General features: G+C 60.5%; 22 protein-coding genes. 15 read left to right on the top strand and 7 right to left on the bottom strand.

The window, feature by feature from the left end; translation table 11 throughout:
• Positions 1-38: 38 nt before the first annotated feature.
• The gene (locus F8N21_RS05815) at positions 39-722 is read right to left on the bottom strand and encodes a DNA-3-methyladenine glycosylase (protein WP_150641224.1); all 684 of its coding nucleotides are present in this window, start codon (positions 720-722) and stop codon (positions 39-41) included.
• A gap of 176 nt (positions 723-898) precedes the next feature.
• Here F8N21_RS05815 and F8N21_RS05810 point away from each other — a divergent pair, with 176 nt between their 5' ends.
• From F8N21_RS05810 to F8N21_RS05750, 13 genes are all read left to right on the top strand, one after another.
• Positions 899-2,170, top strand: a complete 1,272-nt coding sequence (locus tag F8N21_RS05810; protein WP_150641223.1) for a glutamate-5-semialdehyde dehydrogenase — start codon at positions 899-901, stop codon at positions 2,168-2,170.
• Positions 2,139-2,861: a nicotinate-nucleotide adenylyltransferase gene (nadD, locus tag F8N21_RS05805; RefSeq protein ID WP_150641222.1), complete on the top strand. Its 723-nt coding sequence runs from the start codon at positions 2,139-2,141 to the stop codon at positions 2,859-2,861. The genes F8N21_RS05810 and nadD overlap by 32 nt, the downstream gene beginning before the upstream one ends.
• A gap of 73 nt (positions 2,862-2,934) precedes the next feature.
• Entirely contained in the window at positions 2,935-3,429 is a 495-nt protein-coding gene (gene rsfS, locus F8N21_RS05800) for a ribosome silencing factor (protein WP_150641221.1), read from the top strand.
• 9 nt (positions 3,430-3,438) lie between these two features.
• Entirely contained in the window at positions 3,439-3,906 is a 468-nt protein-coding gene (rlmH, locus tag F8N21_RS05795) for a 23S rRNA (pseudouridine(1915)-N(3))-methyltransferase RlmH (protein ID WP_003185785.1), read from the top strand.
• A gap of 16 nt (positions 3,907-3,922) precedes the next feature.
• The gene (mrdA, locus tag F8N21_RS05790) at positions 3,923-5,818 is read left to right on the top strand and encodes a penicillin-binding protein 2 (protein WP_150641220.1); all 1,896 of its coding nucleotides are present in this window, start codon (positions 3,923-3,925) and stop codon (positions 5,816-5,818) included.
• A 31-nt stretch (positions 5,819-5,849) separates the two neighbouring features.
• Positions 5,850-6,953 (top strand): rod shape-determining protein RodA, encoded by a 1,104-nt coding sequence (rodA, locus tag F8N21_RS05785; protein WP_191624215.1) that lies wholly within the window; start codon positions 5,850-5,852, stop codon positions 6,951-6,953.
• Positions 6,954-6,970: 17 nt separating this feature from the next.
• A complete protein-coding gene (gene mltB / locus F8N21_RS05780) occupies positions 6,971-7,981 on the top strand; it encodes a lytic murein transglycosylase B (protein WP_150641218.1) in 1,011 nt (336 codons plus the stop codon).
• Positions 7,981-8,991, top strand: a complete 1,011-nt coding sequence (locus tag F8N21_RS05775; protein ID WP_150641217.1) for a septal ring lytic transglycosylase RlpA family protein — start codon at positions 7,981-7,983, stop codon at positions 8,989-8,991. The genes mltB and F8N21_RS05775 overlap by 1 nt, the downstream gene beginning before the upstream one ends.
• Positions 8,992-9,165: 174 nt before the next feature.
• Positions 9,166-10,323 carry a D-alanyl-D-alanine carboxypeptidase family protein gene (locus tag F8N21_RS05770; protein WP_150641216.1) on the top strand — a complete coding sequence of 386 codons (1,158 nt, stop codon included), beginning with the start codon at positions 9,166-9,168 and terminating at the stop codon, positions 10,321-10,323.
• 81 nt (positions 10,324-10,404) lie between these two features.
• Positions 10,405-10,680, top strand: a complete 276-nt coding sequence (locus F8N21_RS05765; protein ID WP_150641215.1) for a DUF493 domain-containing protein — start codon at positions 10,405-10,407, stop codon at positions 10,678-10,680.
• Positions 10,680-11,327: a lipoyl(octanoyl) transferase LipB gene (lipB, locus tag F8N21_RS05760; RefSeq protein WP_150641214.1), complete on the top strand. Its 648-nt coding sequence runs from the start codon at positions 10,680-10,682 to the stop codon at positions 11,325-11,327. Before F8N21_RS05765 ends, lipB begins: the two co-directional genes overlap by 1 nt.
• A gap of 1 nt (position 11,328) precedes the next feature.
• Positions 11,329-12,348: a lipoyl synthase gene (gene lipA, locus F8N21_RS05755; RefSeq protein ID WP_150641213.1), complete on the top strand. Its 1,020-nt coding sequence runs from the start codon at positions 11,329-11,331 to the stop codon at positions 12,346-12,348.
• Between the two features lie 178 nt (positions 12,349-12,526).
• Entirely contained in the window at positions 12,527-13,477 is a 951-nt protein-coding gene (locus F8N21_RS05750; RefSeq protein WP_150641212.1) for a S66 peptidase family protein, read from the top strand.
• Positions 13,478-13,613: 136 nt separating this feature from the next.
• On the opposite strand, the gene F8N21_RS05745 is transcribed toward F8N21_RS05750, so the two are convergent.
• The 5 genes from F8N21_RS05745 to leuS all read right to left on the bottom strand — a co-directional run bounded on the left by F8N21_RS05745 (position 13,614) and on the right by leuS (position 19,783).
• Positions 13,614-14,936, bottom strand: a complete 1,323-nt coding sequence (locus F8N21_RS05745) for a lytic murein transglycosylase (protein WP_150641211.1) — start codon at positions 14,934-14,936, stop codon at positions 13,614-13,616.
• Positions 14,937-14,997: 61 nt separating this feature from the next.
• Positions 14,998-15,162, bottom strand: a complete 165-nt coding sequence (gene arfA, locus F8N21_RS05740; RefSeq protein WP_150641241.1) for an alternative ribosome rescue factor ArfA — start codon at positions 15,160-15,162, stop codon at positions 14,998-15,000.
• Between the two features lie 238 nt (positions 15,163-15,400).
• Positions 15,401-16,438, bottom strand: a complete 1,038-nt coding sequence (gene holA / locus F8N21_RS05735; RefSeq protein ID WP_150641210.1) for a DNA polymerase III subunit delta — start codon at positions 16,436-16,438, stop codon at positions 15,401-15,403.
• 42 nt (positions 16,439-16,480) lie between these two features.
• Complete coding sequence (lptE, locus tag F8N21_RS05730) at positions 16,481-17,086, bottom strand: LPS assembly lipoprotein LptE (protein ID WP_150641209.1); 606 nt, start codon at positions 17,084-17,086, stop codon at positions 16,481-16,483.
• A gap of 90 nt (positions 17,087-17,176) precedes the next feature.
• Positions 17,177-19,783 carry a leucine--tRNA ligase gene (gene leuS, locus F8N21_RS05725; RefSeq protein WP_150641208.1) on the bottom strand — a complete coding sequence of 869 codons (2,607 nt, stop codon included), beginning with the start codon at positions 19,781-19,783 and terminating at the stop codon, positions 17,177-17,179.
• 271 nt (positions 19,784-20,054) lie between these two features.
• Here leuS and F8N21_RS05720 point away from each other — a divergent pair, with 271 nt between their 5' ends.
• On the top strand, positions 20,055-20,375 hold the full coding sequence (locus F8N21_RS05720; RefSeq protein WP_150641207.1) for a hypothetical protein: 321 nt from the start codon (positions 20,055-20,057) through the stop codon (positions 20,373-20,375).
• A 129-nt stretch (positions 20,376-20,504) separates the two neighbouring features.
• On the top strand, positions 20,505-21,266 hold the full coding sequence (locus F8N21_RS05715) for a YdcF family protein (protein ID WP_150641206.1): 762 nt from the start codon (positions 20,505-20,507) through the stop codon (positions 21,264-21,266).
• 128 nt (positions 21,267-21,394) lie between these two features.
• On the opposite strand, the gene lnt is transcribed toward F8N21_RS05715, so the two are convergent.
• Positions 21,395-22,918: an apolipoprotein N-acyltransferase gene (gene lnt / locus F8N21_RS05710; protein ID WP_150641205.1), complete on the bottom strand. Its 1,524-nt coding sequence runs from the start codon at positions 22,916-22,918 to the stop codon at positions 21,395-21,397.
• Positions 22,919-22,920: the final 2 nt, after the last annotated feature.

Here is a 22,920-nt window from a genome sequence, read left to right as displayed (position 1 = left end):
TCAACTCCATCATTGTTTATTGACCGGGGGGTCGTGTTTCAGATCAGAAAATAGTCGCGACCTTCGACCTGGCCACGGCGCAGCGGGTTTCGGGTGCAGTATGGGGCGTAGGAGGCATCGACGAAGCGGTACATCAAGTGCGCGTCGCGTCCGTGTGGGATGCCCAGGCGAGTAGTTTGAATGATGTGGATCGGTGGAAGGCCGACATCTTCGACAAACAGTAGCTCATGATCGAAGCGTTTTGCGTCCCAGGTCGGCACTTTCAGGCCCAGCGCCTTGCAGAGCAAGGTTTGCCCGGCGCAGAGTTTCTGCGAGGGGCGCGGATGGCCATTGGCATGAGGATTGTTTAACAGCATCTGGGCCAGGCTGGCCGGGCCGGACGCTTCGTCGATCCACGGATAGGCGGATTTGATCAGGACTGCATTGCCTGGCCCGTGAGCGCTGAAGTTCAACGAATCGCCACCACGGGCGTAATACATATAGATGTGGCCGCCGTCTAGAAACAATGCCTTACGTTTTTCTGTGTAGCCCAGGGAAGCATGGCTGCCTTTCTCGGTGCAGTAATAGGCTTCGGTCTCGATGATTCGCGCGCTGAGCCATATATCGCCGACTCGATGGCGGATGATTTTGCCCAACAGTTCGCGGGCCAGGATCTGGGCATCACGGTTGAAAAACTCATCAGGCAGCGCCTTGGGCATGCTCGGAGCGGTCGGATTAGACATAATGGCTAACGGCAATTGCAGCTGATTGAGTCGCGATGATAGCAATTCCAGGCTTAATCACGGCTGAACGTCCTCTATTTGCCCTCCATTTCGACCATCCGCCCGTCACTGCTGTTAGTAGGAGAGCGCGACAGCTATAATCTGCCGCTTTCCTCTTTGCCAAGACCATTGAGACCATGACTGAGTCCGTTCTTGACTACATGACCCGCCTGGGTCGCGCTGCCCGCGAAGCCTCCCGCGTGATCGGCCGTGCCAGCACTGCGCAGAAAAACCGCGCGCTGCACGCTGCCGCCGCGGCTTTGGATACTGCTCGCGCCGAGTTGACCGCCGCCAATGAACTGGACCTGGCCGCTGGCCGGGCCAATGGTCTGGAGCCGGCCATGCTCGAGCGTCTGGCGCTGACCCCGGCACGGATCGACAGCATGATTGTCGGTTTGCGTCAGGTGGCCAGCCTGCCGGACCCGATTGGGGCGATCCGCGACATGAGCTATCGGCCGTCGGGCATCCAGGTCGGCAAGATGCGTGTGCCGCTGGGCGTGGTCGGGATCATCTATGAGTCACGGCCGAACGTGACCATCGATGCCGCGAGCCTGTGCTTGAAATCGGGCAACGCGACCATCCTGCGGGGCGGTTCCGAGGCGATTCATTCCAATCGTGCCATCGCTGTCTGCATTCAGCAGGGCCTGGCCGAGGCCGGTTTGCCAGCTGCCGTGGTGCAGGTGGTCGAAGTGACCGACCGTGCTGCGGTTGGCGCGCTGATCACCATGCCCGAATACGTCGACGTGATCGTGCCTCGAGGTGGCAAAAGCCTGATCGAACGAGTCAGCCGTGACGCCCGGGTGCCGGTGATCAAGCACCTGGATGGGATCTGCCACGTTTATGTCAGTGCCCACGCCGAACTGCCCAAGGCCCAGCGCATCGCGTTCAACGCCAAGACTTACCGTTACGGCATTTGCGGCGCCATGGAAACCCTGCTGGTCGACCAAGCGGTCGCCGCCGATTTCCTGCCGGCGATGGCCGAGCAATTCCGCGCCAAGGGCGTCGAGCTGCGCGGCTGCGAACGCACGCGGGCGATCATCGAGGTGGTAGCGGCTACCGAAGAAGACTGGAATACCGAATACCTGGCGCCGATCCTCTCGATCCGTGTGGTCGACGGTCTGGATCAGGCGGTCGAACACATCAACCATTACGGCTCCCATCACACCGACTCGATCGTCACCGAGCACCAGGGCGAAGCCCGGCGTTTCGTAGCTGAGGTCGACTCCAGTTCGGTGATGATCAACACCCCGACCTGCTTTGCCGATGGCTTCGAGTATGGATTGGGTGCCGAGATTGGCATTTCTACTGATAAGCTGCACGCCCGCGGCCCGGTGGGCCTCGAAGGTCTGACCTGCGAGAAGTACATCGTGGTCGGTGATGGTCAGTTGCGCGGTCAGGAGTCGGTCTGACTTGGCCGATATCCGCCAGCCGGCTGCCCTGACCCCAAGCGAACCCCGACCTCGACGCATTGGCGTGCTGGGCGGAACCTTCGATCCAGTCCACATCGGCCATTTGCGCAGTGCGCTGGAGGTGGCCGAATCGCTGGCGCTCGATGAGCTGCGTCTGACACCCAGTGCCAGGCCGCCGCATCGAGGTACGCCACAGGTGTCGGCCGTCGACCGTCTGGCGATGGTCGAATGTGCGGTGGCGGGTCTTGCGCCACTGGTGGTGGATGCCCGTGAGCTGCAACGGGACAAACCGTCGTACACCATCGACACCCTGGAACTGATGCGGGCCGAGTTGGCCGCTGATGACCAGTTGTTTCTGCTTTTGGGCTGGGACGCATTTTGCGGCCTGCCCACTTGGCACCGCTGGGAGGAGTTGCTCCAGCATTGCCACATCCTGGTGTTGCAACGCCCGGATGCCGACAGCGAACCACCGGATGCCTTGCGCAACCTGCTGGCAGCGCGTTCGGTGAGCGACCCGCTGGCCCTGAAAGGGCCGAGCGGACAGATTGCATTCGTCTGGCAGACACCGCTCGCGGTATCCGCCACCCAGATCCGTCAACTGCTGGCCAGCGGTAAGTCGGTACGTTTCCTGGTGCCTGACGCGGTCCTGGCCTACATCGATGCGCACGGTCTTTACTGTGCGTCGAACTGAAAAGAGGGCACGCTTCCAGGCACGTAATGACGTGTATTGAAGCGCCCGAACATACGAGCAAAACGAGTTTTATATGACTGACAAAGACGTAACTAAAGTAAAGCGCAAAGGCACATTCAAGAGCGCCCCCCTGCCAGTACCGGCTGAAACTGGTGTGGTCCTCGCCGGCGAAGAGCTGGTCAAGGTTGCCGTAGCGGCCCTGGAAGACGTCAAGGCCCAGGACATTCTGGTGATCGACGTTCGTGAAAAGCAGAGCATCACCGACTTCATGATCATCGCTACAGGTACTTCCAACCGCCAGATCGGCGCGATGCTGGATAAGGTCCGCGAGGCGGTCAAGGCCCAGGGCGTCAAGCCGCTGGGCGAAGAAGGCAAGGGCGACAGCGACTGGGTTCTGTTGGACCTGGATACTGTCATCGTTCATATGATGACCGCCAACGCTCGTCAGTTCTACGATCTGGAGCGTCTGTGGTCGGGTGCGGAACAAAGCCGTGCGATGAACGCTGCACACCACAGCCCGGAAAACTCCCACGAGCACTTCATCAAGCTCAACAAAGACCAGCAATAAGGGATCGCTGTGCGACTGCGTCTGATCGCCGTCGGCTCCCGCATGCCCAAATGGGTGGAAGAAGGCTGGCATGAATATGCCAAGCGTCTGCCATCCGAACTGGCGCTGGAACTGGTGGAAATACCGCTCAATACCCGTGGCAAGAACGCTGACGTGGCGCGCTTCATCCGTCAGGAAGGCGAAGCCATGCTGGCCAAAGTCGGCCCGAATGAGCGGATTGTCACGCTCGAAGTGCACGGCAAGCCCTGGAGTACCGAGCAACTGGCGGTCGAGCTGGATCGCTGGCGGCTGGATTCGCGCACGGTGAATTTCATGGTCGGCGGCCCCGAGGGGCTGGCGCCGGAGGTTTGTGCGCGGGCCGATCAGCGCTGGTCGCTGTCGCCCCTGACGTTGCCGCATCCGCTGGTGCGGATTCTGATCGGTGAACAGCTGTATCGCGCCTGGACGGTTCTGTCCGGGCACCCTTATCACAAATAGCATCGCGCCCTACTCAATGTCTCAACCGATCCGCATCAAGGACCACGAGAAAGACGCCCGTCTGGTGCGTGGCCGGGTCGTGTTCGGTGCAATAGCGGTGGTGTGTCTGATCGGGGTACTGATCGCCCGACTGTATTTCCTGCAGGTGATCCAGTACGAGTATCACTCCACGCTGTCGGAGAACAACCGGGTTCATGTACAGCCGATTCCACCGACCCGCGGGTTGATTTTCGACCGCAATGGCGTGGTGGTGGCCGATAACCGGCCCAGTTTCAGCTTGAGCATGACACGCGAGCGTTCGGGGGATTGGCAGCAAGTGCTCGACGTGATCGTCGAAGTGCTGGAGCTGACACCGGAAGATCGGCAGCTGTTCGAAAAGCGTATGAAGCAGGGGCGCCGGCCATTCGAGCCAGTACCGATACTGTTCGAGCTGAATGAAGAGCAGATCGCCCGCATCGCCGTCAATCAGTTCCGTTTGCCGGGGGTGGAAGTGGTCGCGCAGCTGGTGCGGCATTATCCGCAAGGGGCGCACTTCGCGCACTCCGTGGGTTACATGGGGCGGATCAACGAGAAAGAGCTCAAGAGCCTCGATCCGGTCAATTACAGCGGCACCCACCATATCGGCAAAACCGGCATCGAACGCTTCTACGAGCCGGAGCTGCATGGTCAGGTGGGTTATGAAGAGGTCGAGACCAACGCCCGTGGCCGTGTATTGCGGGTGCTCAAACGGACCGATCCGATTCCCGGCAAGGACATCGTCCTGAGCCTGGACATCAAGCTGCAGGAAGCCGCCGAGCTCGCGCTGGGAGGGCGACGTGGCGCAGTGGTGGCGCTGGACCCGAACACCGGCGAGGTGCTGGCGATGGTCAGTCAGCCGAGTTTCGACCCGAACCTGTTCGTCACCGGCATCAGCTTCAAGGCCTATGCCGAGCTGCGTGATTCGATCGACCGTCCACTGTTCAACCGTGTGTTGCGCGGTCTTTATCCACCAGGCTCGACCATCAAGCCCGCAGTGGCAATTGCCGGGCTCGACTCGGGCGTGGTCAGCGCGTCGACGCGGGTCTACGATCCGGGTTACTACCAACTGCCCAACTACGATCACAAATACCGTAACTGGAACCGCACCGGCGACGGCTTTGTGGACCTGGATACGGCGATCATGCGTTCCAACGACACCTATTTCTACGACCTGGCCCACAAGCTGGGGATCGATCGGTTGTCGGCCTACATGGGCAAGTTCGGTATCGGCCAGAAGGTCTCGCTGGACATGTTCGAAGAATCGCCGGGGCTGATGCCGTCGCGCGAGTGGAAGCGCGCGACCCGGCGCCAGGCCTGGTTCCCGGGCGAAACACTGATTCTCGGGATCGGTCAGGGCTACATGCAATCAACCCCGCTGCAACTGGCCCAGGCCACTGCGCTGGTGGCCAGCAAAGGTAAGTGGTATCGCCCACACCTGGCCAAAACCATCGAAGGCGAGAAGCCGGTCGATGCAGACCCGATGCCGGACATCATCCTGCGCGACCCGTCCGATTGGACCAAGGTCAATCACGGTATGCAGCAGGTGATGCATGGCGCGCGCGGCACGGCACGCAAAGCGGCTATCGGCGCGCAATACCGGATCGCCGGCAAAAGTGGTACGGCCCAGGTAGTCGCCATCAAGCAAGGCGAGAAGTACGACCGCTCCAAGGTTCAGGAGCGCCATCGTGACCACGCCTTGTTCGTCGGTTTTGCCCCTGCCGATAACCCGAAAATCACTGTCGCAGTCATGGTCGAGAACGGCGAGTCCGGCTCCGGCGTGGCCGCTCCGGTGGTTCGCCAGATCATGGACGCCTGGTTGCTCGACCAGGACGGCCGGCTCAAGCCTGAGCTCGCCAGCCCTATAAGCGCGGAGGCTACGGCCCGTGAAGAGTAATTTTGATCGCATCCTCTCCAGTGAGGATGTGATGCGTCGCCGCGCGACGCTGTTGCAACGCATGCATATCGACGGGCCTTTGCTGATTCTGTTGCTGACCCTCGCGGCGGGCAGTCTGTTCGTGCTGTATTCGGCCAGTGGCAAGAGTTGGGATCTGCTGGGCAAACAAGCGACCTCCTTCGGCATCGGCCTGGTGTCGATGTTCATCATCGCCCAGCTCGAGCCGCGCTTCATGGCGCGCTGGGTGCCATTGGCCTATGTGTGCGGCGTGGTGCTGCTGGTGGTAGTGGACGTCATGGGCCACAACGCCATGGGCGCTACGCGCTGGATCAACATTCCCGGGGTGATTCGTTTCCAGCCATCGGAGTTCATGAAGATCATCATGCCGGCGACCATCGCCTGGTATCTGGCCAAACGCTCACTGCCACCGCAACTCAAGCACGTCGGCATCAGCCTGATGCTGATCGGGATCCCGTTTATCCTGATCGTGCGCCAGCCCGATCTTGGTACTTCACTGCTGATTCTCGCGGGCGGCGCCTTCGTGCTGTTCATGGGTGGCTTGCGCTGGCGCTGGATCGTCAGCGTGATCGCTGCCGCGGTGCCGGTGGCTGTTGCGATGTGGTATTTCGTCATGCACGAGTACCAGAAACAGCGGGTCCTGACCTTCCTGGACCCGGAAAGCGATCCGCTGGGCACTGGCTGGAACATCATCCAGTCCAAGGCTGCCATCGGTTCCGGCGGCGTATTCGGCAAAGGCTGGCTGCTCGGCACTCAGTCCCATCTGGACTTTTTGCCGGAGAGCCACACCGACTTCATCATCGCGGTCCTGGGCGAAGAATTCGGGCTGGTGGGCATCTGTGCCTTGCTGTTGATCTACTTGCTGTTGATTGGCCGTGGGCTGGTGATTACCGCTCAGGCACAGACGCTGTTCGGCAAATTGCTCGCCGGCAGCCTGACCATGACGTTTTTTGTTTATGTTTTCGTCAACATCGGTATGGTCAGTGGCCTGTTGCCGGTAGTAGGGGTGCCATTGCCATTCATTAGCTATGGCGGAACTTCGCTGGTGACGCTGCTGTCAGCGTTTGGGGTTTTGATGTCGGTCCATACCCATCGTAAGTGGATCGCGCAGGTTTGAATAAGGTGAAGAGTTCAATGCAAGTAATGCATGGCTGGGCGACTCGATACGCTCCGTGGGTCGGCCTGGTAGGCATCCTTGGTGCAGCGCAGGAGGCGCTGGCCGGCGATTTTGAAGGCGCGCCGCAGGTGGCCGAATTCGTCGGTGAAATGACCCGCGACTACGGATTCGCGGGAGAACAGCTGATGGGGGTGTTCCGCGAAGCCGAGCGCAAGCAGTCGATTCTTGACGCGATTTCCCGGCCGGCCGAGCGAGTCAAGCAGTGGAAAGAATACCGCCCGATGTTCCTCACCGACGCGCGGATTGCCCGTGGCGTGGATTTCTGGCGTCAGCACGAAGCCGTGCTGGCCCGCGCCGAAAAGGAATACGGGGTGCCGGCCCAGGTGATTGTATCGATCATCGGCGTTGAGACCTTTTTTGGCCGTAATACCGGCAATTATCGGGTGATCGACGCATTGTCGACCCTGGGCTTCGACTACCCGCCGCGCGCCGATTTTTTCCGCAAGGAACTGCGTGAGTTTCTGCTGCTGGCCCGTGAAGAGCAGGTCGACCCCATGACGCTCAAGGGGTCTTATGCCGGCGCCATGGGCTTGCCACAGTTCATGCCGAGCAGTTTTCGCGCCTATGCTGTGGATTTCGACGGTGATGGCCACATCAACATCTGGACCAACCCGGACGACGCCATTGGCAGTGTCGCCAGCTACTTCAAGCATCACGGCTGGGTAGCCCGCGAGCCGGTGGTCAGCCTGGCCACGGTGCGGGGTGACCGGGTCGACGAAGGGTTGACCCCAGGAATCGAACCGGTGAAAACGGTCGGGGAGTTGCGGGCGCTGGGCTGGTCAAGTCATGATGCGCTGCGCGATGATATGCCGGTCACGGCTTTTCGTCTGGAAGGCGACAATGGCCCCGAGTACTGGATGGGGTTGAATAATTTTTACGCGATTACGCGCTATAACCGCAGTGTGATGTACGCCATGGCCGTGCATCAGCTGTCTGATTTGCTGGTCCAAGCACGGGGCGTCAAGTAATGCGGGCAATGCCGATACATAAACCCCTGAAGCTGGCGGCTGTTGCTGCACTATCGTTGTTGGTGGTCAGTTGTTCGACCAGCCGCGCGCCGCAGCAGAAATCGCCGACCGTCGTTCGCGCAACACCTGGCCTGGATATCAATCGCGCCCATAAAGATGGCGCGCCGTGGTGGGATGTCGATGTTTCGCGCATCCCCGATGCCACACCGACCCTGCACTCCGGCCCTTACAAAGCCAACCCCTACACGGTGCTGGGCAAAAGCTACTTCCCAATGAGCGAGTCGAAGAATTACGTCGCTTCGGGTACGGCCTCCTGGTACGGCACCAAGTTCCATGGCCAGAATACTGCCAACGGCGAAGTCTATGACTTGTATGGCATGAGTGCCGCACACAAGACCCTGCCGTTACCGAGCTATGTCCGGGTGACCAACCTGGACAATAACAAGAGCGTGATTCTGCGGGTCAACGATCGTGGGCCGTTCTATTCGGACCGAATCATCGATTTGTCCTACGCTGCCGCCAAGAAGCTTGGTTACGCCGAAACCGGCACCGCGCGGGTCAAGGTCGAGGGGATCGACCCGCAGCAATGGTGGGCCCAGCGCGGCCGGCCGGCGCCGTTGATGCTCAACGAGCCGCGAGTGGCGCAAACTGCCGCTCCGGTGATGACGGCTTCGGCCGGCACCGTGGAACAATGGACGCCGCCACCGCAGCAGCATGCCGCGCCCGTTGTGCCAGTGCCGCTGGATGCAAAAAAAAACGCTTCTGCAGCAGCCTCTGGCCAGTATCTTCAGGTGGGCGCCTTCGCCAACCCGGACGCTGCCGAGCTGTTGAGGTCGAAGCTGAGCGGGATGGTGCAGACTCCGGTGTTCATCAGTTCGATCGTGCGCAATCAACAGACACTCCATCGGGTACGTCTGGGGCCGATCGGTACGCCGGGTGAAATCCAGCAAGTGCAAAACAGCGTGCGAATGGCCAATCTCGGCCAGCCAAAGCTGGTAACAGCGGAATAAGTGACATCAGATTGAGGACCTGACCCTGGGGTCGGGTTCCAGTTGTTGGCTCGTCAAAGAACAAAGGCCCACACAGGGTTCAAGGCGAACAACTGAACACGCGACAACCGGGACCGGTTGTCAGATTAGTTTTGCCCGCGAGGGCAAGTTTCCATTAGCAATTTCGAGAGACGGATGAACATCACCACCTTTGCCAAACGCCTGTGCCTGCTTGTCCCGCTGATCATCACGCCTGCCGCCTGGGCGCTCGAGATGATGCCGTCGCCACCGCAACTGGCCGCCAAATCCTATGTGCTCATGGACGCCAGCAGCGGCAATGTGCTGGTCGAGAACAATGGTGACCAGCGTCTGCCGCCGGCCAGTCTGACCAAGCTGATGACTGCCTACCTGGCGACCCTGGAAATCCGTCGCGGCCAGATCGGTGAAAACGATCCGGTAACCGTCAGCGAGAACGCCTGGCGTACCGGCGGTTCGCGGATGTTCATCAAGGTGGGTACACAGGTAACGGTCAGCGACTTGTTGCACGGCATCATCATCCAGTCGGGCAACGACGCCAGCGTCGCGCTTGCTGAGCACATCGCCGGTAGCGAAGACGCATTCGCCGACATGATGAACAAAACCGTCGCCGATCTGGGCATGACCAACAGTCACTTCATGAACCCGACCGGTCTGCCGAACCCGGAGCATTACTCGTCGGCTCATGACATGGCCGTGCTGGCCCGCGCGATCATCCACGAAGACCCTGCTCACTATGCGATCTACTCGCAGAAGGAGTTCTTCTGGAACGGCATCAAGCAACCGAACCGTAACCTGCTGCTGTGGCGCGACAAGACGGTCGACGGCCTGAAAACCGGTCATACCGACGAAGCCGGCTACTGCATGGTGTCTTCGGCGGTACGTGACGGCATGCGTTTGATCGCAGTGGTCTTTGGCACCAACAGCGAACAGTCTCGTGCGGCTGAAACCCAGAAGCTGCTGACTTATGGTTTCCGCTTCTTCGAAACCCAGACCTTCTACCAGAAGGGCACCGAGCTGGCTCAGGCTCCGGTCTGGAAAGGCACCACCAATCAGGTCAAGGCCGGTCTGGCTCAAGACCTGACCATGACCCTGCCTAAAGGCCAGCTGAAAAAGCTGCAGGCCAGCATGAGCATGACCCCGCAGCTGATCGCACCGATCGCCAAGGGCGACGTGATTGGTAAAGTCGAAGTCAAACTGGACGATAAAGTCGTGCACAGCGCCGACCTGATCGCACTGGACGCCGTCGACGAGGGTGGTATCTTCCGCCGCATGTGGGATAGCATCCGTCTATTCTTCTACGGCTTGTTCAACTGATTATTGTGGTCCAGCGTGCCTCTCGCTCCGACATGGAGCGGGGGGTATGTCCGTCGCCACGGCTTACGAGGCCGTTACGCCATGACAGATACTGAAGTAAAGGCGCCAAAAATTGAATTCCCCTGCGCGGATTACCCGATAAAGGTAATCGGCGACACCGGCGTGGGTTTCAAGGACAAGATCATCGCAATCCTTGAAAAACACGCAACCGTTGACCATCAGACCCTGGCCGAGCGCCAGAGTACCAACGGCAAGTACACGACCATCCAGTTGCACATCATCGCCACCGGTCAAGAGCAGCTGTACGACATCAACAGCGAGTTGCGGGCAACCGGCTTCGTGCACATGGTGTTGTGATGTCCGGCACGCTGGGCTTTCGAGAGCTCGGCCAGATGGCTTACGAGCCGGTCTGGCAGGCCATGCAGCGCTTCACCAATGAGCGCGGCAGCACGGCGCCGGACGAAGTCTGGCTGGTTCAGCATCCTCCGGTCTTCACTCAAGGCCAGGCGGGCAAGCCCGAGCACCTGCTGCTACCCGGGGATATTCCGGTAGTGAAGGTCGACCGCGGCGGGCAAGTGACCTATCACGGCCCTGGCCAGCTGGTGGCCTATCTGCTGCTGGATGTGCGCAAGCTGGGATTTGGCGTGCGCGAGCTGGTCAGCCGGATGGAGCTGTGCCTGATCGAGCTGCTGGCCGGTTATGGCGTCACGGCGCTGGCCAAGGCCGATGCGCCGGGCGTCTACGTCGACGGCGCGAAAATTGCCTCTCTGGGTCTGCGGATTCGCCACGGTTGCTCCTTTCATGGCCTGGCGCTGAATGTGGATATGAATCTGGAGCCGTTCCGACGGATTAACCCCTGTGGCTACGCCGGGCTGGCAATGACCCAGCTGAGTGCTCACACAGGACCGATTGAATTTGCCGAGGTTAGTGCCCGGCTGCGTGTGCAGCTCGTCAAACACCTCGACTACGCTGAGCAGACGACCCTAACGGGCGGAATCGACTGATATGACTACTGATGCAGTGCAAACCATGATCCCGACGCTGGATGTCACCGAGCGTCCGGCCCCGCGTGCCAAGGTAGAAGCCGGCGTCAAGCTGCGCGGCGCCGAGAAGGTTGCACGCATTCCGGTGAAGATCATCCCAACCACCGAACTGCCGAAAAAACCCGACTGGATTCGCGTGCGTATCCCGGTTTCGCCGGAAGTCGACCGTATCAAGGCGTTGCTGCGCAAACACAAGTTGCACAGCGTCTGTGAAGAAGCGTCCTGCCCTAACCTGGGTGAGTGCTTCTCCGGCGGCACCGCGACCTTTATGATCATGGGCGATATCTGCACCCGTCGCTGCCCGTTCTGCGACGTCGGTCACGGCCGTCCGAAGCCACTGGACGTCAACGAGCCGCAAAGCCTGGCCGTCGCCATCGCCGACCTGAAACTGAAGTACGTGGTGATCACCTCGGTAGACCGCGATGACCTGCGTGACGGCGGTGCCCAGCACTTTGCCGACTGCATCCGCGAGATCCGCAAGCTGTCGCCGAACGTGCAACTCGAAACCCTGGTTCCGGACTACCGTGGCCGGATGGACGTGGCGCTGGAAATTACCGCCGCCGAGCCGCCGGATGTGTTCAACCACAACCTGGAAACCGTGCCGCGCCTGTACAAGGCTGCGCGTCCGGGTTCAGATTACCAGTGGTCGCTGACCCTGCTGCAACGCTTCAAGCAGATGATGCCGCATATTCCGACCAAGTCCGGCTTGATGCTGGGCCTGGGCGAGACCGACGAAGAAGTCATCGAAGTCATGAAGCGCATGCGCGAACACGATATCGATATGCTGACCCTCGGCCAGTACCTGCAGCCATCGCGCAGCCACTTGCCGGTGCAGCGTTTCGTGCACCCGGACGTGTTCGCCTGGTTCGCCGAAGAAGGCTACAAGATGGGCTTCAAGAACGTTGCGTCGGGCCCGCTGGTACGTTCCTCGTACCACGCCGATGAACAGGCGAAACTGGTTAAAGCCAGCCTGATGTCCTGATCTGCAACCGCCCGCCAGAATCTTCATTCTGGCGGGTGGTCTGCTTTTTCGTTGGGGCAGAACCACATTGCCACCGCAAACCAGACTTTCCCTTCACGTCCTGTAGCGCTTCTCCCCTTCTATTTGCCAGCTTTCGTGTCTACTGTGCGTTGAAGAGTCTACGCAGGGAGAACCATGGATGACGATTCGATCAACAGACAAAGCCTGTGCTCATACGCCAGTGCCTGCATTGCCAGCCAATGGCGTGATCGGCTTGATCGCGCCGGCCGGTCCCGCAGCGCTGGATGCCGAGAAAGCTGTGCAATGGATGCAGGCCAGGGGCTACGGGCTGCGGATCTTTCCCGGTGTCGAAGACAAAGACGGCTACCTGGCCGGAAGTGACGAGGTCCGCTTGAACGACCTGCACGCGGCGTTTGCCGACAGCCGCATTGACGCGATCCTGTGCCTGCGTGGCGGTTATGGAAGCCCGCGAATACTGGACCGGATCGATTTCGAGCTGCTGCGCCGCAATGCCAAGCCTTTTGTCGGTTACAGCGATATCACGGCACTGCATCTGGCGATCAGTCGCTATGCGGGCTTCGTGACCTTCCACGGGCCGATGCTCAACGCCGATCTGCTGGGGGATAAGCAGCAGCCCACAGAATCGTCGTTGCTCGGCATGCTCAGAGGGGAATTAACGTCCGGGAGCGTGTTGCGCCACCCACCGGCGTATCCATTGACCACGATTGTGCCGGGCGTGGCGCGCGGTCGTTTGCTGGGAGGCAATCTCTCGCTGATTGCCGGGACCCTGGGCACGCCTTACGGGATCGATGCCGAGGGTGTCATTCTGTTCATCGAGGACATCAACGAGCCGCTGTACCGCATAGACCGGCTACTGACCCACCTGCGGCTCGCGGGCGTGCTGAGCAAGCTCTGTGGGGTCTTGGTGGGCGACGTTGCCGGGGTAGATGAGCAGGCTTTGGCGGGGTTGCTCAAGCAAACCTTCGAGCCGCTGTGGATTCCGGTACTGGCGGGCTGGCGCAGTGGCCATTGCGATCCGAACCTGACCCTGCCAATGGGGGCGATGGTCAGGTTGGATGCGGGGGCTCAAGAGTTGGTGCTGGAGCAGGATGTGGTGGTTCGCTCCTAGGCTTCATTCCCATGTGAGAGCGTGGGCATAGCAGAAAAGATCGCAGCCTGCGGCAGCTCCTACGGGATTTGCGTACACCCGGGATTAACGGGTGAACGCGGTCGGTGCAGGAGCTGCCGCAGGCTGCGATCTTTGCTTAGCGGCTACGCAAACTCTCCAGCAACTTGTGCGTCGGATAGCCATCCGCCGGCCAGCCAAACGACTGCTGCGCCGCGCGTATCGCCTTGCGGGTATTGGCGCCGATGATGCCATCGGCGGTGCCGGCATCGTAATTGTTCATGCTGAGCAGGCTTTGCAGCTCGATCCGCTCGGAGCGGCTCAACGGCAGGTCATCCTTGGGCCATTCACCGCTGATCAGCCCGGCACCGCTGAAGCGCTCGGACAGCAGACTGACGGCCAAGGCATAGGACGACGAGTTGTTGTACTTGAGAATGGCCCGGAAATTATCGAGGATCAGGAATGCCGGGCCACGATAACCGGCCGGCAACAACAGGGCCGCGGACAGCTGTTCGGAGCCGGGCGGTACTCTCGTCCCCTCAGGCAGCTTGAGCCCGAGCTGCATCCATTCGGCGACGGACTTGCGGATCGAACCATCGGCCAGCGCGTAGTCGAAACCGCTCGCCAGTTGCACCTCGAAGCCCCAGGGCTGGCCTTTCTGCCAGCCGGAGCTTTGCAGGTAGTGGGCGGTCGAGGCCAGGGCATCGGCCGGGCTGCCCCAGATATCGCGCCGTCCATCGCCGTCGAAGTCTACCGCGTGGGTGTTGTAGGTGGTCGGGATGAACTGGGTCTGCCCCATGGCGCCAGCCCAGGAGCCGAGCATCTTCTCGGGCTCGATATCACCGTGCTGAAGAATCTGCAGGGCGGCGAGCAATTGGGCATGGGCAAAGCCTGGACGCCGGCCTTCATAGGCCAGGGTCGCCAGCGAGCGGATCACCGATTTGTCGCCCTGGAAACTGCCGAAATTGCTTTCCATGCCCCAGATCGCGACCAGCGCCTGGCGATCGACGCCATAACGCTGTTCGATGCTTTGCAGGGTGTCGGCGTGTTCGTAGAGCAACCCCTGGCCTTTGCGGACCCGCATGGCAGAAAGCGCGCCATCAAGGTATTCCCATACGGGACGGGCAAACTCCGGTTGGCTGCGATCGGCGCGGATCACACTCATGTCCGGTGTAACGCCAGCAAAGGCGCGATCGAACAGGCTGGGGTTGATGCCCGCGCCCAGGGCGTCCTGGCGAAAGCCGGTCTGCCATTCATTGAACGTCTGCGTCGGCTGGATTTCCAGGTTCTCGCCAGTCGGGACCACTGGAGGAATCACCGCGGGCGCGGGGACGACAGCAACGTTCTGAAGCGGTTGGGCGTCGGCGGCAGTCGGTTTTTCCGCGCAGGCGACTAACAGAATAAGGCTGGAGGCAGCGATCAATTGGCGTAAATGCCAACGACGGAAAATACAAAAGGGCATGCACAGGTCCAGAAAATACGAATCAGGTGCCGACCTTAACATGTTGAGGGGTTGCTTGCGTTCAGGCGGTCTGAAAGTAAGAAGCCTCCCAGCTTTTAGACTGGAAGGCTTCGCGGCGGTAACTGCCTTTGCCCTTGCCTGGTTGTTCCTGACGGCTACGGAACAGAGGCTGGGCGATGATGGATTTGGCCTTGTTGGGGCCATGCGTTGATGGCTTTTTTCTCACGAAGGGATCTCGCTGGTGGGGTGGGGTTTTGCGTTGCCGATCATCGGACAACGCGGGGAATCTGTCCAGACCCTGCGATGTGTAGGAAATGACGACCTGTGGCGAGGGAGCTTGCTCCCGCTGGAGCGCGAAGCGGTCCTAAAATCGATAACCGCGTATTGTCAGGCAGAATGCATTCGTCGGATTTACGACCGCTGCGCGGCCGAGCGGGAGCAAGCTCCCTCGCCACATTGTCCGATCATTCCGCCGGCAATGCCAACCGCTGACCGGCCATCAACAGCGACAAACGGCTCAGGCTCATCCACGGCGAGCCCGCCGCCTGGCCTTTGATCTGTGCGTCGATACGCTGAGCATCGAGCAGCAATTGCCCCCAGCGCTGCGCCGAGTGGCGTTGCAGGGCTTTGCTCATCAGTGGCTTGCGCTTGTCCCAGACCGGCGGACGGGCCTGGCTGAAGGCTTTGTCCAGCGGTATGCCCTGGCTGTATTGCAGCGACAGGTTGGCCAGCAGGCGCAGCTCCCGGGCCAGCGCCCAGAGAATCACCGGCGGTTCGACGCCTTCCCCCCGCAGGCCTTCGAGCATGCGCAAAGCGTGGGCGGCTTCGCCGTTGAGAATCGCATCCACCAGGCCGAATACATCAAAGCGCGCACTATCAGCAACAGCCGCTTGCACCGTCTCGACGGTGATCTGACCGCCTTCGGCCATCAGTTTGAGTTTTTCGATTTCCTGCGCGGCCGCCAGCAGGTTGCCTTCCACGCGCGCCGCAATCAGCTCGACGGCGTCCTGGCTGGCGCAAAGCCCCGCCTGGGACAAACGTTGACGAATCCATTGTGGCAACTGGTTGGCGTCCACCGGCCAGATTTGCAAGAACTGGGTCTGCTGACCTTCGATCAGTGCCTTGGCCCACTTGGTTTTCTGCGCACTGCCGTCGAGCTTGGGCAGGCTGATCAGCAGCAAGGTATCTTCAGGAGGGCGTGAGCAGTATTCGATGAACGCCGCGGCGCCCTTGTCGCCAGGCTTGCCGGAAGGCAGGCGCAGTTCCAGCACGCGTTTTTCGGCGAACAGCGACATGCTGGCGCCCGCTTGCAGCAGCGAGCCCCAATCGAAGCTGGCGTCGGCGCTGAACACCTGGCGCTCATCGAAGCCTTGCCGACGGGCAGCAGTACGGATGGCATCGGCGGCTTCCTGGCACAGCAGCGGATCATCACCGCTGATGATGTACACAGGCGCGAGGTTGCCTTGCAGGTGTTTGGCGAGTTGGGCGGGGGCGAGTTTCATAAGAAGAGGCGAGCGGGGCGCGTTTGGCGCGCCCCGTACGGCTTACTGGTTCTGCAGTTGCAGAGGCGACTGGCGAGGCGTTTGCGCTTCTGCCTTTTGGGCCGCTTCCAATGCCTGGGCCTCAGCCTTGGCTTTGGCATCGGCGGTTTGCTGCAGTTGATCCAGTTGCGTCGGGCTCAGCTGTTGCAGACGCAGCATCATCCGTTGCACCAGGTCGCGACGCAATTCCTCGCGCACCTGGGCGGCTTCCTGGTCAGAACCGACCAGGTTGTTACCGTCGTGGACGAAGACCTTCTGCACTTGCAGATTGTCACTGAGCAACGGCAGGTTGTCGTGCCCCTGGATTTCATAGGACAGCACGGTAGTCAGCTCATACTCGCCCGAGCGCCCTGCGCCGGCATAGCTGAGCGTACGCCGGGTTTCCTGTTCATCGGTCAGCGTCAGCTTGTACGGTGCGCCGGCATAGACTTTGACCCCGCTGCCTTGCAATACCTGACGCAACTGGGTGACGGTCGGACCGTAGGTGTTACGGGCACTCAGGTCGAGCTCTCTGATAGCGAGATCGGTAGTGCCGGTACCGCGCAGCTGGAAGCCGCAGGCGCTCAGCAGTACCGCGAGGCCCATAACCAGCAGGTTGCGTTTGATCATCTTGATGCTCCCCTTGAAACCATGTGGGCCGCCTGCGCGGCCCTGGAGGTTTTGTTCGGCGCCAGGTCCGGGACCTGGCGCCTGATCCAATTAGCTAGCGACGATATTGACCAGTTTGCCCGGCACTACGATCACCTTGCGAATAGTCAGGCCGTCGGTGAAGCGCAGTACGTTTTCATTGGTCCGTGCTGCAGCTTCCACCTCTTCGCGGCTGGCGCTGGCGGGCATTTCGATGTGGCCGCGCAGCTTGCCGTTGACCTGGATCACCAGCTGCAGGCTGTCCTGCACCAGGGCATTTTCGTCCAGTGCTGGCCAGTTGGCATCGATGACCGCGCCTGCGTGGCCTAGTTGGTGCCACAACTCATGGCTGATGTGCGGAGTGATCGGCGCCAACAGCAAGGCCACGGTTTCCAGGCCTTCGTGCAGCAGCGCGCGGTCCTGCCCGGTGGCTTGCGGGGCTTTTTCCAGCACGTTCATCAGCGTCATCACCTGAGCAATGGCGGTGTTGAATTTGTGATACTGCCCGACATCCTGGCTGGCTTGTTTGATGGCCAGATGGATCGCCCGGCGAATGACTTTTTGCTCGTCGTTCAGCGTAGCGAGCTCCAGCGCGGCCGTCAGGCCTTGGCTGACGTGGGCTTGCGCCAGGCGCCAGACACGCTTGAGGAAGCGATGGGAGCCTTCGACGCCGGAGTCGGACCATTCCAGGCTCATGTCGGGTGGCGAGGCGAACATCATGAACAGCCGGCAGGTATCGGCGCCGTACTGGTCGATCATCGATTGCGGGTCAACGCCGTTGTTTTTCGACTTGGCCATTTTCTCGGTGCCACCGATTTCCACCGGCAGACCGTCGCTGATCAGCTTGGCGCCGATGATTTTGGCTTTGCTGTCGCGTTCCAGCTCGACATCCGCCGGGTTGAACCAGGTCAGGCTGCCGTTGGCTTCGCGACGGTAGTAGGTCTCGGCGATCACCATGCCTTGGGTCAGCAGGTTCTTGAACGGCTCGTTGGAACTGACCAGGCCTTCGTCGCGCATCAGCTTGTGGAAGAAGCGCGCGTAGAGCAGGTGCAGAATCGCGTGTTCAATGCCGCCGATGTACTGATCGACCGGCAACCAGTGGTTGGCTGCGGCCGGATCGACCAGGCCACCCTCGTAATGCGGTGAGGCGTAACGGGCGTAGTACCACGACGACTCGACAAAGGTGTCCATGGTGTCGGTTTCGCGCTTGGCCGGCTTGCCGCATTTCGGGCAGCTGCATTCGTAGAACTCGGGCATGCGCGCCAAAGGCGAACCGGCGCCGTCGGGTACGACGTCTTCGGGCAGCACGACTGGGAGTTGGTCTTCCGGCACCGGCACGTCACCACAGCTGTCGCAATGGACGATCGGGATCGGGCAGCCCCAGTAGCGCTGACGGCTGATGCCCCAGTCGCGCAGGCGGAACTGGGTGCGCGAAGCGCCAAGGTTCTTCTTGATCAGCGCCACTTCGATCGCATCGAAAGCGCCAGGGAAGTCCAGACCGTCGAACTCGCCGGAATTGATCAGTTGGCCATGCTCGCCGTAGGCGTCCTGCCAGGGAGCAGGCGTTTCATCGCCGGCGCTGGTGCGCACCACGGGTTTGATCGGCAGGCTGTACTGGGTGGCGAACTCGAAATCGCGCTCGTCGTGGGCGGGTACGGCCATGACCGCGCCGTCACCGTAGTGCATGAGCACGTAGTTGGCGACCCACACTGGCAGTTTTTCGCCGGTCAACGGGTGCTCTACGAACAGCGAAGTCGGCAGGCCTTTCTTCTCTTGAGTGGCGACGTCGGCTTCTGCCACGCTGCCGCCTTTGCATTCAGCGATGAAGGCTTGCAGCTCAGGATTGCCTTTGGCGGCCAGGGTCGCCAGATGATGTTCGGCGGCCACTGCGACGTAGGTCGCGCCCATCAGGGTGTCCGGACGGGTGGTGAAGACTTTCAGTACGCCGGCTTCGCCAATGGAGGCCTGGTCGTAAGGGAACTGGACTTCCATGCCACGGGATTTGCCAATCCAGTTGCGCTGCATGGTTTTGACTTGCTCGGGCCAGCCCGTCAAATCGTCGAGACTCTCCAGCAGTTCATCCGCGTAGGCGGTGATCTTGAAGTAGTACATCGGGATTTCGCGCTTCTCGATCAGCGCGCCGGAACGCCAGCCGCGACCGTCGATCACTTGTTCGTTGGCCAGAACGGTCTGATCAACCGGGTCCCAGTTGACGGTGCCGTTCTTGCGGTAGATCACGCCTTTTTCGAACAGGCGAGTGAACAGCCATTGTTCCCAACGGTAGTAATCGGGTTTGCAGGTGGTGACTTCTCGCGACCAGTCGACGGCCAGGCCCAGGCTGCGCAGTTGGGTCTTCATGTAGGCGATGTTTTCGTAAGTCCACTTCGCCGGTGCGACGTTGTTTTTCATCGCGGCGTTTTCCGCCGGCATGCCGAAGGCGTCCCAACCCATGGGTTGCAGGACATTCTTGCCTTGCATGCGCTGATAGCGGGAGATCACGTCGCCGATGGTGTAGTTGCGCACATGCCCCATGTGTAGCTTGCCGCTGGGGTAAGGGAACATCGACAGGCAGTAGAAAGTCTCCTTGCCTGGCTGTTCACTGACTTCAAAGGACTTTTGCTCGTCCCAGAATGACTGGGCGGCGGCTTCGATTTCACGGGGCTGATATTGTTCGTGCATGGCTACTTTTGAACTGAATAGGGGTGGCCTAATCCTCTTCAATGCGACGCTGGACGGTGACGACGCCACATGTGGCGTTTTCGATGCCCAGTCGAGCTGGAAGTGGAGTTACAGGAAGCGCCGTAGCATACATGACCGCGCTCTACCGAGGGAAACCCTGATTGCACCAGCGGCGGCCTGCGCGGGCCGTTGGTCGCGGCAGCAGACCTGTTGCTTCAGCGAGACTAAGCTCTTAGAGGGGAGTGAGTCTTATCTTCAATGAGGTGAGCGGATGGTTGAGTCGCAGCGAAAAGTAACAAAACCCGAGCTGTACGAACGGCTGATAGACCGTCTGGGTCTGGCCCTGGATGCGGCAAAAACAGCAGGTCGGTTGCGTGATGAACGTCCTGTCGAGTTGGAATTACGTGGTTTGAGTCGCGCTGAGTTCGAGTTGATCAAGGCATATCTGGACCGTAGTGAACGTGAAGCGCATTCCAGCGTATTGGAAGCCATCAAACATAAAGAAGCGCCACGTTCGGCCAAGATCATCTGGTTGCGAGACAAGGCAACCGGCGGGGATGCGGTAAAGGTCCGGTCCCTGCAGTTCAAATAAGTGTATGCAGCCCTTTCGGGCACTCTGCATGACATCAAAAATCCAGGGCTTTCGAAAGAATCGCCTTCAGCAACTGTTGTTGCACAGCTTCAACCCCCTTAGGCTTCGGGCATCTTTTGGAGATGCTCGATGCCTTTTCGCTATTTCGTCAAACAGCTGCTTCTGCCACCCGGCATTTTTTTGCTGCTGCTTTTGTTTGCCTGGTGGTTTCGGCGTTCCCGGCCCCGCCTGGCAGGTTTGTGCTTTGTACTGGGTGCGGGTGGCTTCTGGCTGATGAGCCTGCCGATCGTCGTCGAGTGGAGTGCCGGTGCGCTGGAGCGTGAACCGCCGCTGACGCGTAGCGAGTGGGCGGCGCTGGCTGAACGCGCGGATGCGATTGTGGTACTGGGCTCGGGGCGCGAGCATGATGACCCGGCTTGGGGCTCGGATCAGCCTACCGGTATTGGCCTGGAGCGCGAGCGCTATGCGGCTCGCTTGGCGAAAGCCTCGGGCCTGCCGGTGTTGACCAGTGGCGGCTTGCATTACGGTGCGCCACCCAGCGAGGCGGCGCTGATGGCCGAGTCGCTGCAGGACGATTTTGGCGTGACGGTGAGGTGGCAGGAAGGGCGCAGCCGCACGACCTGGGAAAACGCCCGGTTCACTGCCGAAGTACTTCAGCCGTTGGGCATCAGGCGAGTGGTCGTGGTAACTCAGGCCTGGCACATGCCGCGTTCGGTGTGGAGTTTCGAACGGGCAGGTTTCACCGTCGTAGCGGCACCTGTGGGGTTTTTAGGCGTTGATAATGCCCGGCCGTTAGGCGGTTGGATGCCGGAGTTCAAGGCGATCTGGCAGAACGGTCAGTTGCTTAATGAGGCGGTGGGGCAGGTCGGGTATTCGTTGTTTTACCGTTGAAAGTCAAAAGATCGCAGCCTGCGGCAGCTCCTGCACGAATCGCATTCACCCGTGATTTTCGGGTGTACGTAAATCCCGTAGGAGCTGCCGCAGGCTGCGATCTTTTTGCGGCACCCGGATTCCGTATGTTAAACCGTCTTGGCCATCCGGTTGGCCAGCAGCGCCCAGCCAAACAGCAGCACACAGACAATGATCAGCGGCCACGAACGCCATTGCAGGTACGGCGTCAGGTTGTGCATCGGCACCACTTCGCCGTAGAGAATCCCGCGCTGGAACTGCGGGATCTGCACGGTGATCTTGCCGAATGGGTCGATTAGACCGGTGACGCCATTATTGGTGGCACGAATCATCCAGCGTCCGGCTTCCAGTGCGCGCATCTGTGCCATCTGCAGGTGTTGCAGCGGGCCGATGGAGGTGCCGAACCAGGTGTCGTTGCTGATGGTCAGCAGCAGGTCGCTACGGGCCGAAAGGCTGGCGGCGAATTCCGGGTAAACCACTTCATAGCAGATGAACGGCGCAATCTGGTAACCCTTGGCTTGCAGCATTGGCTGATCGGCCGGACCGCGCGCGAAGTCTGACATTGGCAGGTCAAAGAAGGCGATCAGCCCGCGCAGCAGATCCTGCAAGGGTACGTACTCGCCAAACGGCACCAGTTTCTGTTTCAGGTAAGTGCCATCGCCTTCGCCGACCACGGTGATGCCATTGAAATAGCGTTTTTCCTGATGCACCACCTGGCGGATCGGAACCCCGGTAATCAGCGCGGAATTACGCTCTGCGGCGAAGTTGTCGAGCATGCTCAGGTAGCCTTCGGCCGATTCCTTCAGCACCGGAATCGCCGTTTCTGGCCAGATCAGCAAATCGACTCGCTTGGAGCTGAAGCTCATGTCGCGGTACAGCGCCAGTTGCGAGTTCAACTGCTCCGGGTCCCACTTCATGCTTTGCTCGATATTGCCCTGGATCGCCGCGACGGACAGCGGGTCGCCAGAGGGGCTGGTCCAGGCGTGGCCCTTGAGTGCCAGGCCAATGCCCCAGGGCGCGATCAGCACCAGCAGGCCGGCGGCGATGAAACCCTTGCGTCCGTTGCGGACCAGTTGCGGCAGGTTGTACAGCAGCGCCGCCGTCAGGGCCAGGATGAAGGAGATCAACCACATGCCGCCCAGTGGTGCGAGGCCGGCGAGAGGCCCATCGAGCTGGCTGTAACCGGAATACAGCCAAGGGAAGCCAGTGAGAAACCAGCCACGGAAAGCTTCTTGGGCCAACCACAACGCGGCAAAGGCCAGGGCGTCGGCCAGGGGGGCTTCGTTACGCCGCAGCCAGCGTGCCCAAATCCACGCCGGGAGGGCAAAAAACCAGGCAATGGCGGCAAAGAAGGCAAACATCAACAGGCCGGCAAGCAAGGCAGAGGCGCCGCCGTAGGTGTGGATGCTGACGTAGATCCAGCTGGTGCCGGCGGCAAACAGGCCGAAGCCATAGCACCAGCCACGACCCAGTGCCTGACGTGGGGTCAGATCGCGCAAGCCAGCATAGAAAATCCCCAGCGCGAGCAGCGCCAGTGGCCAGATATCGTACGGCGCCAGTGTCAGAGTGGTGAGTGCACCGGCCGCCACGGCCAGCAGATTACCGGGCCAGCCGGGACGGGTTAAGCGCAGCATGT

This window comes from Pseudomonas fluorescens (genome assembly GCF_902497895.1).
Classification (GTDB): Bacteria; Pseudomonadota; Gammaproteobacteria; order Pseudomonadales; family Pseudomonadaceae; genus Aquipseudomonas; species Aquipseudomonas fluorescens_BP.
This window is presented reverse-complemented; position numbering and strand designations above follow the sequence as displayed.

What these genes read in the sequence shown, in the direction of transcription:
- F8N21_RS05815 (WP_150641224.1), bottom strand. Translation starts at nt 722, where the DNA reads ATGTCTAATCCGACCGCTCCGAGCATGCCCAAGGCGCTGCCTGATGAG.
- F8N21_RS05810 (WP_150641223.1), top strand. Translation starts at nt 899, where the DNA reads ATGACTGAGTCCGTTCTTGACTACATGACCCGCCTGGGTCGCGCTGCC.
- nadD (WP_150641222.1), top strand. Translation starts at nt 2,139, where the DNA reads ATGGTCAGTTGCGCGGTCAGGAGTCGGTCTGACTTGGCCGATATCCGC.
- rsfS (WP_150641221.1), top strand. Translation starts at nt 2,935, where the DNA reads ATGACTGACAAAGACGTAACTAAAGTAAAGCGCAAAGGCACATTCAAG.
- mrdA (WP_150641220.1), top strand. Translation starts at nt 3,923, where the DNA reads ATGTCTCAACCGATCCGCATCAAGGACCACGAGAAAGACGCCCGTCTG.
- rodA (WP_191624215.1), top strand. Translation starts at nt 5,850, where the DNA reads ATGCGTCGCCGCGCGACGCTGTTGCAACGCATGCATATCGACGGGCCT.
- mltB (WP_150641218.1), top strand. Translation starts at nt 6,971, where the DNA reads ATGCAAGTAATGCATGGCTGGGCGACTCGATACGCTCCGTGGGTCGGC.
- F8N21_RS05775 (WP_150641217.1), top strand. Translation starts at nt 7,981, where the DNA reads ATGCGGGCAATGCCGATACATAAACCCCTGAAGCTGGCGGCTGTTGCT.
- F8N21_RS05770 (WP_150641216.1), top strand. Translation starts at nt 9,166, where the DNA reads ATGAACATCACCACCTTTGCCAAACGCCTGTGCCTGCTTGTCCCGCTG.
- F8N21_RS05765 (WP_150641215.1), top strand. Translation starts at nt 10,405, where the DNA reads ATGACAGATACTGAAGTAAAGGCGCCAAAAATTGAATTCCCCTGCGCG.
- lipB (WP_150641214.1), top strand. Translation starts at nt 10,680, where the DNA reads ATGTCCGGCACGCTGGGCTTTCGAGAGCTCGGCCAGATGGCTTACGAG.
- lipA (WP_150641213.1), top strand. Translation starts at nt 11,329, where the DNA reads ATGACTACTGATGCAGTGCAAACCATGATCCCGACGCTGGATGTCACC.
- F8N21_RS05750 (WP_150641212.1), top strand. Translation starts at nt 12,527, where the DNA reads ATGACGATTCGATCAACAGACAAAGCCTGTGCTCATACGCCAGTGCCT.
- F8N21_RS05745 (WP_150641211.1), bottom strand. Translation starts at nt 14,936, where the DNA reads ATGCCCTTTTGTATTTTCCGTCGTTGGCATTTACGCCAATTGATCGCT.
- holA (WP_150641210.1), bottom strand. Translation starts at nt 16,438, where the DNA reads ATGAAACTCGCCCCCGCCCAACTCGCCAAACACCTGCAAGGCAACCTC.
- lptE (WP_150641209.1), bottom strand. Translation starts at nt 17,086, where the DNA reads ATGATCAAACGCAACCTGCTGGTTATGGGCCTCGCGGTACTGCTGAGC.
- leuS (WP_150641208.1), bottom strand. Translation starts at nt 19,783, where the DNA reads ATGCACGAACAATATCAGCCCCGTGAAATCGAAGCCGCCGCCCAGTCA.
- F8N21_RS05720 (WP_150641207.1), top strand. Translation starts at nt 20,055, where the DNA reads ATGGTTGAGTCGCAGCGAAAAGTAACAAAACCCGAGCTGTACGAACGG.
- F8N21_RS05715 (WP_150641206.1), top strand. Translation starts at nt 20,505, where the DNA reads ATGCCTTTTCGCTATTTCGTCAAACAGCTGCTTCTGCCACCCGGCATT.
- lnt (WP_150641205.1), bottom strand. Translation starts at nt 22,918, where the DNA reads ATGCTGCGCTTAACCCGTCCCGGCTGGCCCGGTAATCTGCTGGCCGTG.